Source organism: Streptomyces sp. NPDC002057, from assembly GCF_040296665.1.
Classification (GTDB): domain Bacteria; phylum Actinomycetota; class Actinomycetes; order Streptomycetales; family Streptomycetaceae; genus Streptomyces.
On record NZ_JBEOXR010000058.1, the window covers coordinates 1 to 14,879 of the forward strand.

Annotated in this window: 13 protein-coding genes; 4 read left to right on the forward strand and 9 right to left on the reverse strand. The window is 74.4% G+C overall.

Annotated features, from left to right (window positions below; genetic code table 11):
* Positions 1 to 67: 67 nt before the first annotated feature.
* The 3 genes from ABT129_RS31965 to ABT129_RS31975 form a co-directional block, all read right to left on the reverse strand.
* Entirely contained in the window at positions 68 to 748 is a 681-nt protein-coding gene (locus ABT129_RS31965; RefSeq protein WP_351908690.1) for a peptidase, read from the reverse strand.
* Positions 749 to 1,015: 267 nt separating this feature from the next.
* A complete protein-coding gene (locus ABT129_RS31970; RefSeq protein ID WP_351908591.1) occupies positions 1,016 to 1,435 on the reverse strand; it encodes an ATP-binding protein in 420 nt (139 codons plus the stop codon).
* 88 nt (positions 1,436 to 1,523) lie between these two features.
* Entirely contained in the window at positions 1,524 to 1,892 is a 369-nt protein-coding gene (locus tag ABT129_RS31975; RefSeq protein ID WP_351908593.1) for an STAS domain-containing protein, read from the reverse strand.
* 221 nt (positions 1,893 to 2,113) lie between these two features.
* Here ABT129_RS31975 and ABT129_RS31980 point away from each other — a divergent pair, with 221 nt between their 5' ends.
* The 3 genes from ABT129_RS31980 to ABT129_RS31990 all read left to right on the forward strand — a co-directional run bounded on the left by ABT129_RS31980 (position 2,114) and on the right by ABT129_RS31990 (position 6,700).
* Positions 2,114 to 3,031 carry an RNA polymerase sigma factor SigF gene (locus tag ABT129_RS31980; RefSeq protein ID WP_351908595.1) on the forward strand — a complete coding sequence of 306 codons (918 nt, stop codon included), beginning with the start codon at positions 2,114 to 2,116 and terminating at the stop codon, positions 3,029 to 3,031.
* A gap of 157 nt (positions 3,032 to 3,188) precedes the next feature.
* A complete protein-coding gene (locus tag ABT129_RS31985; protein WP_351908597.1) occupies positions 3,189 to 4,394 on the forward strand; it encodes a DegT/DnrJ/EryC1/StrS family aminotransferase in 1,206 nt (401 codons plus the stop codon).
* Entirely contained in the window at positions 4,391 to 6,700 is a 2,310-nt protein-coding gene (locus ABT129_RS31990) for a lipopolysaccharide biosynthesis protein (RefSeq protein WP_351908599.1), read from the forward strand. The genes ABT129_RS31985 and ABT129_RS31990 overlap by 4 nt, the downstream gene beginning before the upstream one ends.
* A 15-nt stretch (positions 6,701 to 6,715) precedes the next feature.
* Here ABT129_RS31990 and ABT129_RS31995 read toward each other — a convergent pair whose 3' ends face one another.
* From ABT129_RS31995 to ABT129_RS32020, 6 genes are all read right to left on the reverse strand, one after another.
* Positions 6,716 to 7,777, reverse strand: coding sequence for a glycosyl hydrolase (locus ABT129_RS31995; RefSeq protein WP_351908601.1), 1,062 nt, complete (start codon positions 7,775 to 7,777; stop codon positions 6,716 to 6,718).
* Positions 7,774 to 8,208 carry a hypothetical protein gene (locus ABT129_RS32000; protein WP_351908603.1) on the reverse strand — a complete coding sequence of 145 codons (435 nt, stop codon included), beginning with the start codon at positions 8,206 to 8,208 and terminating at the stop codon, positions 7,774 to 7,776. Before ABT129_RS32000 ends, ABT129_RS31995 begins: the two co-directional genes overlap by 4 nt.
* 111 nt (positions 8,209 to 8,319) lie before the next feature.
* The gene (locus ABT129_RS32005; RefSeq protein WP_351908605.1) at positions 8,320 to 10,212 is read right to left on the reverse strand and encodes a hypothetical protein; all 1,893 of its coding nucleotides are present in this window, start codon (positions 10,210 to 10,212) and stop codon (positions 8,320 to 8,322) included.
* A 115-nt stretch (positions 10,213 to 10,327) separates the two neighbouring features.
* Complete coding sequence (locus ABT129_RS32010; RefSeq protein ID WP_502981972.1) at positions 10,328 to 11,104, reverse strand: polysaccharide deacetylase family protein; 777 nt, start codon at positions 11,102 to 11,104, stop codon at positions 10,328 to 10,330.
* 83 nt (positions 11,105 to 11,187) lie between these two features.
* On the reverse strand, positions 11,188 to 12,618 hold the full coding sequence (locus ABT129_RS32015) for a glycosyltransferase family 2 protein (RefSeq protein ID WP_351908607.1): 1,431 nt from the start codon (positions 12,616 to 12,618) through the stop codon (positions 11,188 to 11,190).
* A gap of 342 nt (positions 12,619 to 12,960) precedes the next feature.
* Complete coding sequence (locus ABT129_RS32020) at positions 12,961 to 14,037, reverse strand: GNAT family N-acetyltransferase (RefSeq protein ID WP_351908694.1); 1,077 nt, start codon at positions 14,035 to 14,037, stop codon at positions 12,961 to 12,963.
* A 169-nt stretch (positions 14,038 to 14,206) separates the two neighbouring features.
* Here ABT129_RS32020 and ABT129_RS32025 point away from each other — a divergent pair, with 169 nt between their 5' ends.
* Positions 14,207 to 14,878, forward strand: coding sequence for a phosphotransferase (locus ABT129_RS32025; RefSeq protein ID WP_351908609.1), 672 nt, complete (start codon positions 14,207 to 14,209; stop codon positions 14,876 to 14,878).
* The last annotated feature ends 1 nt before the right edge of the window (position 14,879 follow it).

Consider the following 14,879-nt stretch of genomic DNA (forward strand, 5'->3'; position numbering starts at 1 on the left):
GCCGCCGCCCCGGCGCCGTGGTGGGCGGTCGCGGCGGCCACGAGCCCGGTGCGTGCCGCCGCCCGCATCAGCGTGCCGTGCGCCGCGTGAGCCAGAGGACTCCGGCGGCGCCGGTCAGCAGGACGGTGCCGCCGAGGGTGCCGAGGGCCACGGCGGAGTCGAGCGGGCCGGTCCTGGGCAGTTCGGCGGGCGGGGCCTCGCCGCCGGAGGACGGGGGCGGGGTGTCGGAGCCGCCGGAGACCCCGGTCACCTCCAGTGAGAGGGAGGGCGCGGGGTTGTTCTTCGGGGTGCAGACGGCCGCGTCCATGCCGAGGGCGTGGACGGTGAGCGTTCCCGCCGTGAAGGTGACCTTGCCGTTCTTCTTCGGGGTGTACGTGCCGGTGAGGGTGCCGATCCTGATGGGGGTGTCGGGCGGGATGGCGGCCGTGTTCGGGGCTCCCTTGACCTTGACGGTCCCCGAGTCGGCGCCGCCGAGGACGAGTTCGGCGCGTGGGGTCATGACGCCCTTGGGGAGTTCGACGGGGCTGTCGGAGACCCCCTTCTCGAACGACATGGTGATCGTGTACGCGCTGCCGCTCCTGACGGCCTTGATGTCGACGGGCGAGACGGCGCCCTTGGGGCCGATCTTCGTCTCGCAGGCGTAGTTCACGTCGACGACGGCCGCCTGGGCGGCCGGGGCGGCGGCCAGGACGACCGCGCCCGTCACCGCGGCCGCGAGCGCGGCGGCCGTTCTCCTCCGGTCGGTCACCTTGGACACCCCGAACACCCCTCACCGCAACGTAACTGACGGTCTTTCAGATTGGGCGTCAAGGTACGCCTGAGGCCTTACGGAGGGAAGAAGAGGGACGGTGAAAGTCCTGGGGCGACCCCGGCACCGCCCCACGCGTGCGCGGCGAGCGGGCCACGGAGCGGGTGGAGCCAGCGGGGCTGCGGGGGCGCGGCGAGCGGGCCGCGCGGGCGTGCTGGCTGTTCTACGCGCGCGTGGTGGCTGTTCTACGCGCGCGTGGCGGCTGTTCTACGCGGGGGAGGCGAGCTCGGCCCAGACCGTCTTGCCCGGGGCGCCGGGGGTGCGCTCGATGCCCCAGTCGAGGCAGAGCCGCTGCACGATGAACATGCCGTGGCCGCCGGGGCGGCCGGAGCGGTGCGGGGTGCGGGGCGCGGGGGCGCCCGCGCCCCGGTCGGTGACTTCGAGGCGCAGGACCTTGGGCAGGCGCAGGACGCGGAGGCGCTCGGCGCCCTCGGCGTGCAGGCAGGCGTTGGTGACGAGCTCGGAGACGACGAGCAGGACGTCCTCCGCGGCGGCCCTGCGGTCGGCGGTGGCGGCCGGCAGCCAGCCCCAGTCGTGCAGCGCCGAGCGTGTGAAGTCGCGGGCGAGCGGCACCGTACCGCTGCTCTCGCCGAGGGCGAGCATACGGACGTCGGAAGCTTGGTCCATCAGCGCTTCACCTCACCGATCGACGGGACAGGGGCAGGACGTGCGGGCGGTGCGTGACCCCGGGCCGGGACCCGGGGCCTGGCGGGGTTCAGCCGGGAAAGGCTGTGGCGAGTGTCTCGTGCACGGTGAAGACGGCCTCCGCGCCCGTGATGTGGAACACCCGGGCCACGGCGGGCCGCATCGCCACCAGATGGACCCCGCCGCCGGCGGCGTCCGCCCGCAGCCGTGCGCCGAGGAGCACGTTGAGTCCGGTCGAGTCGCAGAACTCCAGGCCGGAGCAGTCGACGACGAGCCGTGACCGGCCCGCGTCGAGCGCGTCGTCCAGCGGGGAGCGGAGCAGTTCGGCGGTGTGGTGATCGAGCTCACCCACGGGCGCGAGGAGTTCACTCTCCTCCACGGTCCGCACCTCGACCCGCAGCCGCGCGGGCGGCGCGCTGCCGATGTTCTCGCGGTCCATGGCCGTGCCTCTTTCGCTCTCGCGGATGCCGACTGACGTGCCACGAACCCTACAAGCGGAGCACCCTCCAGCGCACATATGGCTTACCCCATAACAGGACAAAGCGGATTGTCGACACTTGCAAGCCCCGGTGCCGACCAGGTAGGGCTAGGAGGGAACACCCGATACGACCGGCTTCGGAGGCGCCGCAAACCGCAGCGGAAGAACCACGAAGGAGACCCATGTCACCCCGGCTCGACGCCCCGCGTACCCCCGACGCGCCGTCGGCAGCAGTCCCCCTCGACCACCTGCCCACCCAACCCGCCGGCCATGCCACCCGACTTCCGGGCGCGCTCGCCGACCAGCTCACCGACCAGCCCCTCGACCGCATCGGACCGGTCGACGCACGGGCCCTGTCGAAGCAGCTCTTCGCCCGCCTCGCACAGCTCGAAGAGGGCACCCACGACCACGCGTACGTCCGTAACACCCTCGTCGAGCTCAACCTGGCCCTCGTCAGGTTCGCCGCCGCCCGCTTCGGCACGCGCAGCGAACCGATGGAGGACATCGTCCAGGTCGGCACCATCGGCCTCATCAAGGCCATCGACCGCTTCGAGCTCGCCCGCGGTGTCGAGTTCCCCACGTTCGCGATGCCCACGATCATCGGCGAGATCAAGCGGTTCTTCCGCGACACCTCGTGGTCGGTGCACGTGCCCCGCCGGCTCCAGGAGCTGCGGCTCGACCTGGCCAGGGCCGGTGACGCGCTCGCCCAGCGCCTCGACCGCGCCCCGACCGTCGCCGAGCTCGCCGAGGAGCTCGGCATCTCCCCGGAGGAGGTCGTCGAGGGCATGGCGGCGAGCAACGCGTACACCGCGAGCTCGCTCGACGCGCAGCCCGACGAGGAGGAGGGCGGCGAGGCCGCGCTCGCCGACCGGCTGGGCTACGAGGACCACGGCCTGACCGGCATCGAGTACATCGCCTCCCTCAAGCCGATGATCGCCTCGCTGCCCTCCCGCGAGCGGCACATCCTCTCCCTCCGCTTCGTCTCCGGCATGACCCAGTCGGAGATCGGCACGGAGCTCGGCATCTCGCAGATGCACGTGTCCCGGCTGCTCGGCCGGACACTGGCCAAACTGCGCCGGGGCCTGACTCTGGAGGAATGACCTCCACCACCTCCCCCGAGCCGACAAAATGGCTGCGGAAAGGGCCCGTTCACGGTCTTCGGACCCGGGACGGGCCCTTCCGCACGACCGGAGGGCCTTGTTGACGCGCCGTCCGGATTGGGCCACATTGGCCCGGGGGTTCAGGGGGGAATTTCACATGGTCTCTGCGTACGCGGAACTGGAAGAGCGCATGCGCGGCAGGCTCGGGGGCAGGGAGTGCCTCTACGTGCCGTCGTGCCGCTTCGGTCTCTATCTCGCGCTGCGCCACTGGTGCAGACCCGGCGGCCGGGTCCTGATGTCCCCGGTCAACGACGACGTCATCTTCTTCGTCGTCCTCGCCGCCGGGCTCCGCCCCGTGCAGGCACCGCTCGACCCCCGCGACGGGTCGATCGACACGGCCGCCGTGCCCGAGTCCGTCTGGCAGGGGCTCTCCGCCGTCCTCACGACCAATCTGTACGGCAACCCCGACCCGGCACCGGAGCTCCGGGCGCACTGCGACCGGCTCGGCATCCCGCTGATCGAGGACGCGGCCCACGCGATCGGCTCCACCGTCGGCGGACGCCCGGTCGGCACGTACGGCGAGGCGTCCGTCTTCAGCCTCTCGAAGCACACCGCCGCCAAGACCGGCGGCTTCCTCGCCCTCGCCGATCCGGCGCTGCGCGAGGAACTCGCCGCCGCCCGGGACGCGCTGCTGCACCCGACCCGCGCCACCGCCGAACTCGCCTACCTGGTCAGGCCGTACGCCGAGGCCACCGCCCGCCGGCTGCGTCTGGTGGGGGCCGCGCGCGCCGCCGTGCGGCTGCTCGGCCTGGAGGAACGGGAGGAGATACGGATGCCGCTCCGCGCCGACGCGCTGGAGCGGGCCCTCCCGGCGGCGCCCGCGCTCGAACCCTTCCACTCCTGGGTCCGCGTCGACATGCACGACTACCGGCTGCGGCCCGGCTCCGGCAGACTGCGCCGCACCACCCGCAGATTCGCCCGGCTCGACGGCGTCCTCGACGCCCACCGGGCCGGCACCGCCCGGCTGTCGGCCGCCGAGTACGGCACGCCGAGGGTCTCGGAGACCTCCCCCGAGCCGGTCCAGCCGCTCTTCCGGGTGCCGCTGCTCGTCGCGGACCGGGACGCGGCCGCCGCCGCCCTCGCCCGGCACCGGATCACCACCGGCTACCTCTACGACCCGCCGCTCGACAGCTACGCGGGCGGGGTCTTCACCGACCTCTCCCCCGCTCCGGAGCCGGCCGCCTGGTTCGCCCGCCACGCCCTGCCCGTGGACCCGCGCCGCGCGGACGAGGTCCTCGCCGTCCTGCGCGGCGCCGGCATCCGCCCGGCGCAGCCCTCGGAGGCCCTCGGTGGCGCCCGGTGACCGACACCGTACGACTGCGCGGGCAGGAGCGGGGTCCGGAGGCGGACCCCGCGGCCGGCGGGACGCCCGCGCACCCGGAGACGAGGAACGGCGGCGGGGACGGCGGCGAGGGCTCCGGCGCCGAGGACCGTGACAGCGGCGGCTCCGGCGACGGCCGCGGTTCCGGCCCCGACTCCGGCCACGCCGCCGACTCCGGGTCCGACTCGGGTTCCGACTCCGGGTCCGGGTCCGACTCCGGTTCCGACTCCGGGTCCGGCGAGAACTCCATGTTCCGCAACGCCTACGCCCTGATGCTCTCCACCGGCGTCTCCGCCGCCCTCGGCCTCGGCTTCTGGCTGGTCGCCGCCCGCTACTACTCGGAGGAGGCCGTCGGCCAGGGCTCCGCCGCCATCGCCGCCCAGCGCCTGCTCGCCTCCCTCACCGCCACCACCATGATCGGAGCGGTCGTCCGGTACGTGCCCCGGGCAGGCCGCGCCACCGGGCCGCTCGTCCTGCGGATGTACCTGGTCAGCACCGTGGTGGTCGCCGTCGCCTGCGGCGTCTTCCTGCTCACCATCGACTGGTGGGGGCCCTCGTACGCCCCGCTCGGCACCCTGTCCGCCGGGATCTTCTTCACCGCCTCCTGCATCGGCTGGGCGCTGCTCACCCTCCAGGACGGCGTCCTCACCGGACTGAGACGGGCGATCTGGGTCCCCGTCGGCAACGCGGTCTTCTCGCTGGGCAAGCTCGTCCTGCTCGTGCTGCTCGCCGCCGCCCTGCCGGTGCTCGGCGTCTTCGTCTCCTGGTCGGCGGCGATCGCCCTCTCGGTCATCCCGCTCGCCTGGCTCGTCTTCCGGCGGCTCATCCCCCGCCAGGCCCGCGCCGACCGGGACCGCGAACCGCCCAGCCTGCGCGAGATCGGCCGGTTCATGGCCGGCGACTCCGTCGGCGCGCTCTTCAGCCTCGCCATGATCAACCTGCTGCCGGTGATGGTCGCCGTCCGCTTCGACGCCGCCCACAACGCCTTCTTCTACACGGCCTACACCGTCGGCGGCACGATGGAGTTCATGGCCATCAACATGGCCTCCTCGCTCACCGCCCACGCCTCCCACAGCCCCGAGTCCCTCGCCGAGGGGGTCAGGGGCGCGCTGCGCCGCATGGCGCTGCTGCTCGTCCCGGTCGTCCTCGTCCTCGTCGTGCTCGCGCCGCTGATCCTCGCGCCGTTCGGCCCGGACTACGCCGAGCACGGCACGACCGTGCTCCGGCTGCTCGCCGCCGCCGCGCTCCCCCGGGTCGCGGTGGAGCTGTACATCGGCGTGCTGCGCGTCCAGGGGCGTACGGGCGTGCTCGCCGTCCTCCAGGGCGCGATGTGCGTCCTGGTCCTCGGCAGCGCGGCCCTGCTCCTCGGGCCCGTCGGGATCTCGGGCGCCGGATTCGCCGTCCTCGCCTCGATGACGCTGATGGCGGCGGTGTCGGCGCCGGGTCTGCGGGCCGCGCTCAAGGGGCGCGCGCCGGTGGAGCGGCCCCGCGAGACCGAGCGGGCGAAGCCGCGCGCGGAGGACGGGTACGGCACCAACTGGGCGCGGGAGAGCGCCTATCTGCGCGGGGCGCACGAATCGATGACGCCGGCGTTCGGCATCCCGGTCTTCGTGCCCAGGGAGCCGGGGGACGGCCCCTCGGGCCGGCCGGCACCCGCGTCCGCCACGACCCCGGCGGTGTCGGCCGCGCGGCCGGGGGCGACGGACGGGGCGGACGGCGCGGACCGGTGGGTGACCTGGCTGTGGCTGCTGCTCGGCCTGGCGGCCGGGCTCTTCTGGTTCCCGCTCGCCCACTCCGGCGAGCTGGACGTGGCCCGGCTCTCCGGGACCGGTCTGCTCGCCGCGCTGCCACCGGTCACGCTCCTCGCCGGGCTGCTGCTCGTCGCCCTCCAGGGCGCCGCCGTCGGACTCCGCGTCTTCCGGCCCGCGTTCGCCGGGACGGTGGTGCTCGCCACCTTCCTCGCGCTGCACACCGCGCCGCCGTTGCTGGGCCTGCGGCCGGCCGAGGCGGCCGGTCCCGGCGCCGCGCTCCTGGGCGAAGGGGTGGAGCGGGCCGTGGCGCCCGTGGCGCTCCAGGCGCTGTGTCTGCTGCTCGCGGCCGTGCTGCTGCGGGTGGTCGGGGTGGGCGCGCGGGTCACGGCCGGTGTGGTGTGGGTGCTGGTCTGGGCGGGGTGGGCGGGGCAGCAGGCCTTCGCCACCGCCCCGCTGCCGCTCTTCCTGGGCCTGTCCGGGGGGACGATGGCGGTGTGCGCCTTCCGCGGCCTGACGTCGGGCCGCGGAAGGCCCTGAGCCGCGCCGGGCGGGTCAGCGGTTCGGCACGTCCTGCCGGAAGTACGGGTCCTGGCCCGCGGTCCGGTAGCCGTCGAGGCCGGGACCGGAGTCGATGGTCAGGTCGCAGCCGGGGCCGGGGACCGCGCGGTTCCAGTGCACGTACGCCTTCGCCTTCGGCAGGGTCGGCGCCACCTTCGGGATCGCGGTGTACCAGTCGCGCTGCCGTTCCGGCTTCTTCGGGTCGGGGGCGGTGGAGAACTCGGAGAGCATGATCGGCTTGTCGGCGGAGATGTTCTTCCGCATCCAGTCGTAGCTGGGGCGCTGGCTCTTGTCGAAGTCGAGCCAGTTCGGCGACTTGTGGCAGAGGTAGTAGTTGTACTGGTCCATGCCGATCCAGTCGACGTACGAGTCGCCGGGGTAGAGCCTCTTCATCAGGTCGGCGTTGCCGAGGTAGCCGGAGACCGTCCACACCCACACCACGTTGGTGACGCCCAGTTTCTCGAAGCGCTCGCGGACGTGGCGGTAGGCGGCGACGTACTCCTCCGGGGTGCCGGCGCCCTCCGGGATGCGGAAGTCGGCCTCCTGGTCGAAGGAGAAGAAGACCCGCTTGCCGTACTCCTTGACGCGCAGGGCCTGCGGGTCGATGACGGAGGTGTCGTACCTCCCGGCGGCGATGTTCTTCCAGCCGAGCTGTTTCTCGGTCCAGTTGGCGTGGTGCTTCTCGGTCCACACCGTGGACTCCCAGGCCAGCATGAGCAGTCGCTCGCGGCCGAGTTCGCGCTCGTCGGGGGTGAGCAGTTCGCCGTCGGCCTTGCTCCCGGACATGTCGTGGTACGTGTAGACGAGGTCGAGCTTGCGGCCGATCTTCTTCTCGAAGGCGTACACGGGCCGGGTGAGCGAACTGTCCTCGTCGTACGGGATGTACGCGCCCCACCAGGCCCCGCACGGGGCGACGAGGGTGGCGTCGGGGGTGCAGCGGTCGTCGCCCTCGGCGAGGGTCGACCAGACCCCTATCCCGGCGGTCAGCGCCCCGACGGCGGCGAGGGCGAGGGCGAGGCGGGTCCAGGGGCCGCCCCCGGAGTGGCGGCCGGTCATCCGCCCCCACCGGTCCTTCGTCTGCGCAGCAGGGAGGGCCGGGCGCCCTCACGCTCGACGGCGCCGCGCGTGGCGGCCGGCAGCGGCACCCCGGGCAGCAGGGCGGCGCCGCTCACGAAGACGGCGAGGACGACCAGGAAGACGGTGAGGGAGAACGCCTTCGTCAGGAACAGGGTGGTCGCGACGAGGGTGGCCACGGAGAGGCTGACGGGCGCGGCGAGCGCCAGGGCCTCCAGTCGGGCGCCGGGGCGCAGGCCCATCGGCTGCGGGAGGAGCAGGGCGAGGCCCGGCGCGAGGACGACGAAGGCGAGGACGGGGATCCAGCGGAACGGGGAGCCGCCGGGGAAGGCGGTCGCGGCGAGGGCGACCCATCCGGAGGCCGCGAGGGCGGCTCTGCGCTGGACTCGCGGGGTCAGGCGTGGGTGGGCCATGGCGTACCTACTCCTCGGGCGTGTGGTCTGCGGCGGGTGGGCCGCGGCGGGCGGTGGCGACGGGCGCTCGGCGGGATCGGCGGGTGGCGACCACCGCCGGTGGTGGGCCGGTCAGCCGCCGGTGGTGGGCCGGTAGCGGAGGACGACGCCGTACGTGTTCTCCTCGACGACCTGGAAGAGCGGGGACTTCTCCAGCGCGCCCCGGAGGGTGTCGAAGCCGCCCTCCGGGAGGTAGCCCTCGCCGATGACGGCCTCGCCCTGGGTGCGGGTGAGGATCACGTACGCGGGGCGGTCCGCCGGGATGCCGCCGGCGAGGTAGCCGGCCGGGTCCTTCAGCATGCGGAGGTTCTCGTCGACCTCCTGCTCGGTGAAGAACCAGCGCTCGTACCGGTCGTAGCGGTAGTACGCGTCGGGGAAGGCACCGGTCGCGGCGAGGATCAGGGAGCCCTCGGGTGCCCGGTCGAAGGCGCGGCGGGTGAGCGCGGTCTCGCCGGGCGGGGCGTAGTGCATGCCCTCCTTGCCGTAGTACGAGGGCAGGAAGCCCGCGAGCATGGCGACGAGGGTGACGGGGAGGGCGACGGCGGTCGCGCGGCGGGCGATCACGGCGGCGCGGCTGGTGGCCCCGGCGGCGGGGACGAGCGCGGCGGCGGCGAAGAAGGCGGAGCCGGGCAGTCCGAAGAGGTAGACCCGGAAGATCATCTCGCCGCCGTAGTCGTTGACGGCGAACATCGGCAGCGGCGCCGCGGCGGCGAGCACCAGCGGCAGGGCGCTGCGGACGAGCTTGCGGCGCAGGACCACGGCGGCGCAGGCGAGGCCGCCGAGCGCGAGGACCATCAGGATGTTGGCGCTGCCGACGAGCTCGGGTCCGGGGCCCGTGGGGTCGCCCGCGAAGCCGGGGCGGGAGTTGCCGAGCAGGTCGCCGGCCTTCTCCTTCAGGGTGCCGAGGGTGTCGAGGAAGAGCTCCCGGCCCATGGTGAGGTTCCAGGCGAGGGCGACGAGGCCGGTGGTGACGAGGAGCCCGATGTTGCGGTAGCGGCGGGTGAGGCAGAGGGCGAAGAGCGTCGCGCACAGCATGATCGGGGTCAGCTGGTGGCTGGCGTTGATGGTCGCGATGACCGGCAGCAGGATCAGGACGGCGATCGCCCGCTGGCGGGTGGTGGTGGGCGGCGGCACGGCCGGGGCCGCCGGATCGAGCATGCTCCGGTCGCGCAGCGTCCCGGCGGAGCCGGGGAGCACGAAGTGCCGGACGACGACGGCGAAGACGGTGAGGTAGAGCAGGTACGAGAAGCCCTGCGGCGACAGGTAGTCCTGGCCCACCCAGTTCGCCAGCTGGAAAATCCACACGCCGGTCCACACGAGCCGCCAGTCGTCGCTGAACGTGCGGTAGACGAGTATCAGGACCGGGACGGTGAGCAGACCGAGCGCGACCGGGGCCCAGTTGATGAAGGAGGCGGCGGCGTCGACGCCGAAGGCGCGGACGAGGGCCGCGTCGAGGGAGAAGAAGCCGGGCCACTGGTCGTAGGCGGACATCCCGCCGGAGAGCTCGGTCCCGGGGTGGACGGTGCCCTGGTCGAGCAGCCTGCTGATGATCGCGTCGTGCTTGGACGCCCAGGCGTAGCGCACGTTGTCGTAGAGGATCGCGGGCGGCGCCTTGAGGGCGAACAGCATGGCCGCGCAGTAGGTGGCGGGCCAGAGCGGCGCGGTGCCGGCCCGGCGCAGGGTGAGGACGAAGCCGCAGGTCAGGACGGTGAGAGAGGCGTAGAAGGTGAGGGGGAAGCGGTCGAGGAGGCCGAACTCCGCGATGTTCCGGAAGTCGATCCGGGGCAGGGCCCAGAACCAGAGCGCGGCCGCGACGAGCAGCGGTGCCAGGTTGAGCGCGTCCGGGGAGCGGAGCGCGGAGGTGAGACGGGCCGCGCTCGGGGCGCGCGCGGGCGCGGGCTCCTTGACCTCGCGCCCCGCCCCGACCTCGCTGTCGGCCACCGGTGCGGGCACGTCATGCTGCACGGCCTCTCCCCCCACGAACTGCCCCTTTCGGCGAAGTACAGGAAGGTACTCCGGTTTTGTTCACACATTCAACACCCGGATCGGTCGCCGGAGTTGTCCATCATCGCGGGGGCTCTCAGCCCGCGAACCCGGGCCCCTTGAGCAGGGTGCGGGTCCTGCGGTACATCCGCCAGCCGATGGTGGGCAGCGAGTCCGGGTAGGGCGCGGCCTTCGCCCCGTGCCCCTCCATCCACTGCTCCACGTCGGCGACGGTGTGGCTCCGGCGCAGGATGAGCCGCGCGATGCGGAAGACCTCGTCCTTCTCGGAGCTGAGCGCGTGCCGGACGGCGACCGCCGAGGTGTACCCGGCGGCCGCGGCGGCCCGCCGGACGGCCGGACTGTTGTAGCCGTGCGGGTAGGCGAGGTGCCGCACCTCGTGCCCGAGGACGTCCTCCAGGGCCACCTTCGAATCGCGCAGTTCGCGCCGCAGGGCGCTCGGCGCGAGGGTGTCGAGCTGCGGGTGGGTGACGGTGTGGCCGCCGACCTCCATCCCGTACTGCTCCAGGCGCGGCGTCTGGGCGAGGGTCATCATCGGCGCGGGCGGCAGCAGACAGGGCCGGCCGGGGGTGATGGCGCCCGTGGTGAGGTACGCGGTGGACGGCAGGTCGCGGGAGGCGAGCGCCTCGGCGGTCGGCCCGACGAGGTCGGCGAAGCCGTCGTCGAAGGTGAGGACGACGGGCCGGGGCGGCAGCGGGGTGCCGGCCGCGAGGTGCGCGACGAGGGTGCCGACCGTGATCGCGGTACGGCCGCTGGCGACGATCGCGTCCAGCTGGGAGGCGAACTCCTTCGGCGAGACGGTGAATTCGGCGATCCACTCCGGCGGGTCCTCCATCACGGCGTGGTAGAGGAGCACGGGTATCCGGGTGCGGACGGGTACCCGGGAACGGCCGGGGGTCCGCGGGCGGAGGGACGTCCGGGAGGGGCCGGGCGGGTTCGTCATCGGGCCGCCCTCCCGCGCCGCGCCCGCGCGCGGGCCTTCGCGTATCCGATCGGGCCGTAGAGCATGCCGCGTCGCTCCAGTCGGGAGAGGCTGCGAGGCCAGGGATGGTGGTGGGTGCCGTGCTCGCCGGGGACGGCGCCGCCCTCGTGGGACTCGCCGCGCCGGGCGGTCATGGTCCGGGCGTGGGCGAGGCCGCGCGGAAGGCGGGCGAGGAGCGCGGGCAGCAGGCGGGGGCGGCGGACCAGGGTGGCGGTGAGGTACGCGGTGAGGCCGGCGCCGTAGCCGTACGCCTGGTTCCGCAGGTCCTGCCAGGTGTCGCGGTGGTGGTGCCAGACGAGGGCCTCGGCGGTGTAGCGGAGCCGGAAGCCGGCGGAGAGGACGGCGACGAAGGCGTACAGGTCGTCGCCGCCCCTCGCCGCGGTCCCGGTGCCGGTCGCCGGGTCGAAGCCGCCGGCCGCGCGGAGGGCCTCGGTCCGGAAGGCCATGTTGGCGCCGGAGCCGAAGCTGCCCGCGGTGAACGGGAAGAGCGGCTCGTCGGCGGGCGGCAGCGCCGGGTCGTACACCCGGGGCGCGAAGCCCTTGGCGAAGCCGCCGTGCGACTCCAGGAGGATCTGGGCGGGGGTGCGCAGCCGGGCGGGCAGGATCAGTCCGGTGACGCAGCCGAGGCCGGGGTCGGCGGCGAAGGGCGCGGTGAGCGCGGTCAGCCAGTGCGGGTCGGCGATCACGTCGTCGTCGGTGAAGGCGACGACGGCTCCCCCGGCGGCGGCGAGGCCGGTGTTGTGGGCGGTGGCGAGACCGGGGGTGTCCTCCCGGACGTACCGGACGCGGTCGGTGTACTTCCGGGTGACGAGCGCGTGGGTGTCGTCGGTGACGGGCGCGTTGTCGACGACGACGAGCTCGAAGTCCGGGTGGTCCTGGGCGAGGAGCGAGTCGAGGGCGCGGGCGAGCTGCTCGGGCCGCTCACGGGTCGCGACGACGACGGAGGCGCGGGGCGGGGCGGGGCGGGCCCCCGCGCGGTCCTCCGGCCGGCCGGAGGCGGGGCGGTCGGCGGCGGCGGTGTGTTCGGGGGTGAGGCGTTCGGCTTCGGCGCGCTCGGCGGCGGTGCGGTCGGCAGCGAGGCGCTCGGCTTCGGCGCGCTCCGCGGCGGTGCGGTCCGCGGCGAGGCGTTCGGCGGCGGTGCGGGGCGTCCCGGCCTCCGCGAGCCGCGGCCGGGCGAGGGCGGCCAGCACCTCGGCGGGGTCCTCGCCCTCGGCGTAGGCACCCACGACGGTGGCGGCGGGCCGGCCCCGGAGCCGTACGAGCGCGTAGACGTCACCGGGCACGACGGGCGGCCCGCCGGGCGCGGGCCGGAAGCCGAGGACGGGCCCGTCGGGCGCGTCGAGATCGAGCTCGGCGACGGAGATGGGCCGGGGGGCGGGGAGGCTCATCGAGGGGTGCTCCACGGAGGTACGGGGGCGGAGGGGACGGAAGGGGCGGAGGGGACCGCCCGGGGGCGGGCGGCGGACGCCGTCGGCGCCTGCGGCCGGTTGGCGGCCGGGGCGGCCGCTCCCACCTGGCGGCGGGCGGGCGGCTCCACGGGCGCCTGCGGCCGGTTGACGGACGCGACCGCGACCGCCCGGGGGCGGGCGGCGGGCTCCACGGGTACCCGCGGCCGGTTGACGGACGCGACCGCCGCCGCCCGGGACCGGACGGCGGGCGACCTGGTCGCCCACCCGCCGACGAGGGCGGCCAGGGCGGCGAAGGGGGCCCGCACCGGCCCCCCGGCGCGGCTAACGGGAGCCCCTCAGGGCCGCGACGCGGTTGAGGACGGTACGGCCCCGGGCCGCGAGCGCCGGACGGCCGCGCACGAAACGGTGGAAGCGACGGGAGGGCTCACGGCCCAGCCAGTGCAGCGCGGCCCGGACACCCGGGCGGACGACGGCCCCCTCGTACACCGTCAGCTCCCCGGTCTTCAGGGCGTCCTTGTACTCGGCGTCCCCGCGCCCCAGGTCGAGCATCCCGATCCCGGCGGCGGCCGCCGCCTCGGCCATCCGGAGATGGAGGACGAGCCCGGGCGAGAACTTGGCGAACTCGGGGTCGTACGCGGGGAACCAGCAGGACAGCACGGTCGCCGACCGCAGTCCGAAGTGCGCGGCGACGGGCCGCTCCCCCACGTAGAGCACGGAGAGGACACCGGAGCAGCCGGGCGCGCGGAGCTCGTGGAGGCGGCGGACCAGGGTGGTGATCCAGTCCTTCGAGAATCGGTCCCGGCGGCCGGTCCTGCGGTACTGGGCGGACTTCCACTCCATGAGCGTGCGCAGGGCCGCCGGGTCGCGCTCGTCGAAGACGAAACGCACCTCGCCGCCGGCCTGCCGGCCGAGCCGGCGCTCCTTGGCGAGGGTGGTCCTCAGGAACTTGGGCGACTGGACGCGCAGCAGGGCCTCGTAGGCCGCGTACCCCTCGCCGACGTCGATCACGGGCGAGGCGAAGGACTCGACGGCCGCGCCCTCGAAGACGGGCTGCCCGTCCTCCAGGTTGTCGAACTTCCAGCCCGCGAGCCCGCAGTGGCGCAGCAGGGCGCGCGCGCTCGGCCGCAGTCCGGACCGCAGGACGGCGCCCTGGCTGTCGGAGACGCCGAAGCCGATGGCCCGGCCCTGGCCCAGCGGGCCCTTCTCGTACGGGAAGAAGCCGACCGGCTCCTCCCCCTCCCACCACACCGCGACGCGCGAACGGGGCCGCACGGCCGCGACGGCCCGGGCGAACTCGGGCTCCATGAACGGATTCGCGGGCGCGCCGGTCTTGGCCCGCAGCTCGCGCCACGCCTCGACCTCCCGCGCGGTCAGCTCCCCCGGCCTCACGACCCGCATGCGGACAGCGCTCACCCTGCCGACCCCCCGGTCTTCCCCCCTGAGTCCTGCCAGGACAGGACGGTACCCGTCCGGAACCCGCAGAGACAGGGATACTCGGTCTTTCCGTGACCAACCCGTGAAGGAGCGGACACGGTGGGAGAGTACTGGTGATCAAGGGGGCCGTGGGGTGGACGAGTTGGAGATCATCGGGCGGGGCAGGACGGCGGACGTGTACGCGCTGCCCGGCGACGGGGCGTGGGTTCTGCGCCGGTACCGGGACGGCGACGACGCGACCCGCGAGGCGGAGCTCATGACGCGGCTCGCGCGCCAGGGCTATCCGGTCCCGGCGGTCCTGCGCGCGGAGGGTCCCGACCTGGTGATGGAGCGTCTCACGGGCCCGTCGCTCCTGGACGCGCTGCTCTCCGGCACGGTGGAGCCGGAGCCGGCGGGCGCGCTGGTCGCGGGGCTCCTGGCGAGGCTGCACGCCCTGCCGGGAACGCCGCCGGCCCACCTGGACCTGCACCCCGGCAACGTGGTCCTGACGGACCGGGGCCCCGTCGTCATCGACTGGCAGACGGCGGAGGAGGGCCACCCGGCGGGCCTGGACCACGCGATGTCGGCCCTGATGCTCGCGGAGGTCGCGGTCTCCCCGGCGCCGTACGCCCCGGGCGCCCGCGCGGGCCTGACCGCGCTCCTCGCGGCCACGACCGCCCCGGTCCTCCCGCACCTGGGGCGGGCGCGGACCCGCCGCGCGGCGATCCCGTGCCTGACGGCGGAGGAGCGGGCGGTGCTGGGCGCGGCGGAGGCGTTGGTGAGGGAGCTGGCGCCGGTGGCGGACGGGACCCCCGCGGCCCGCTGAA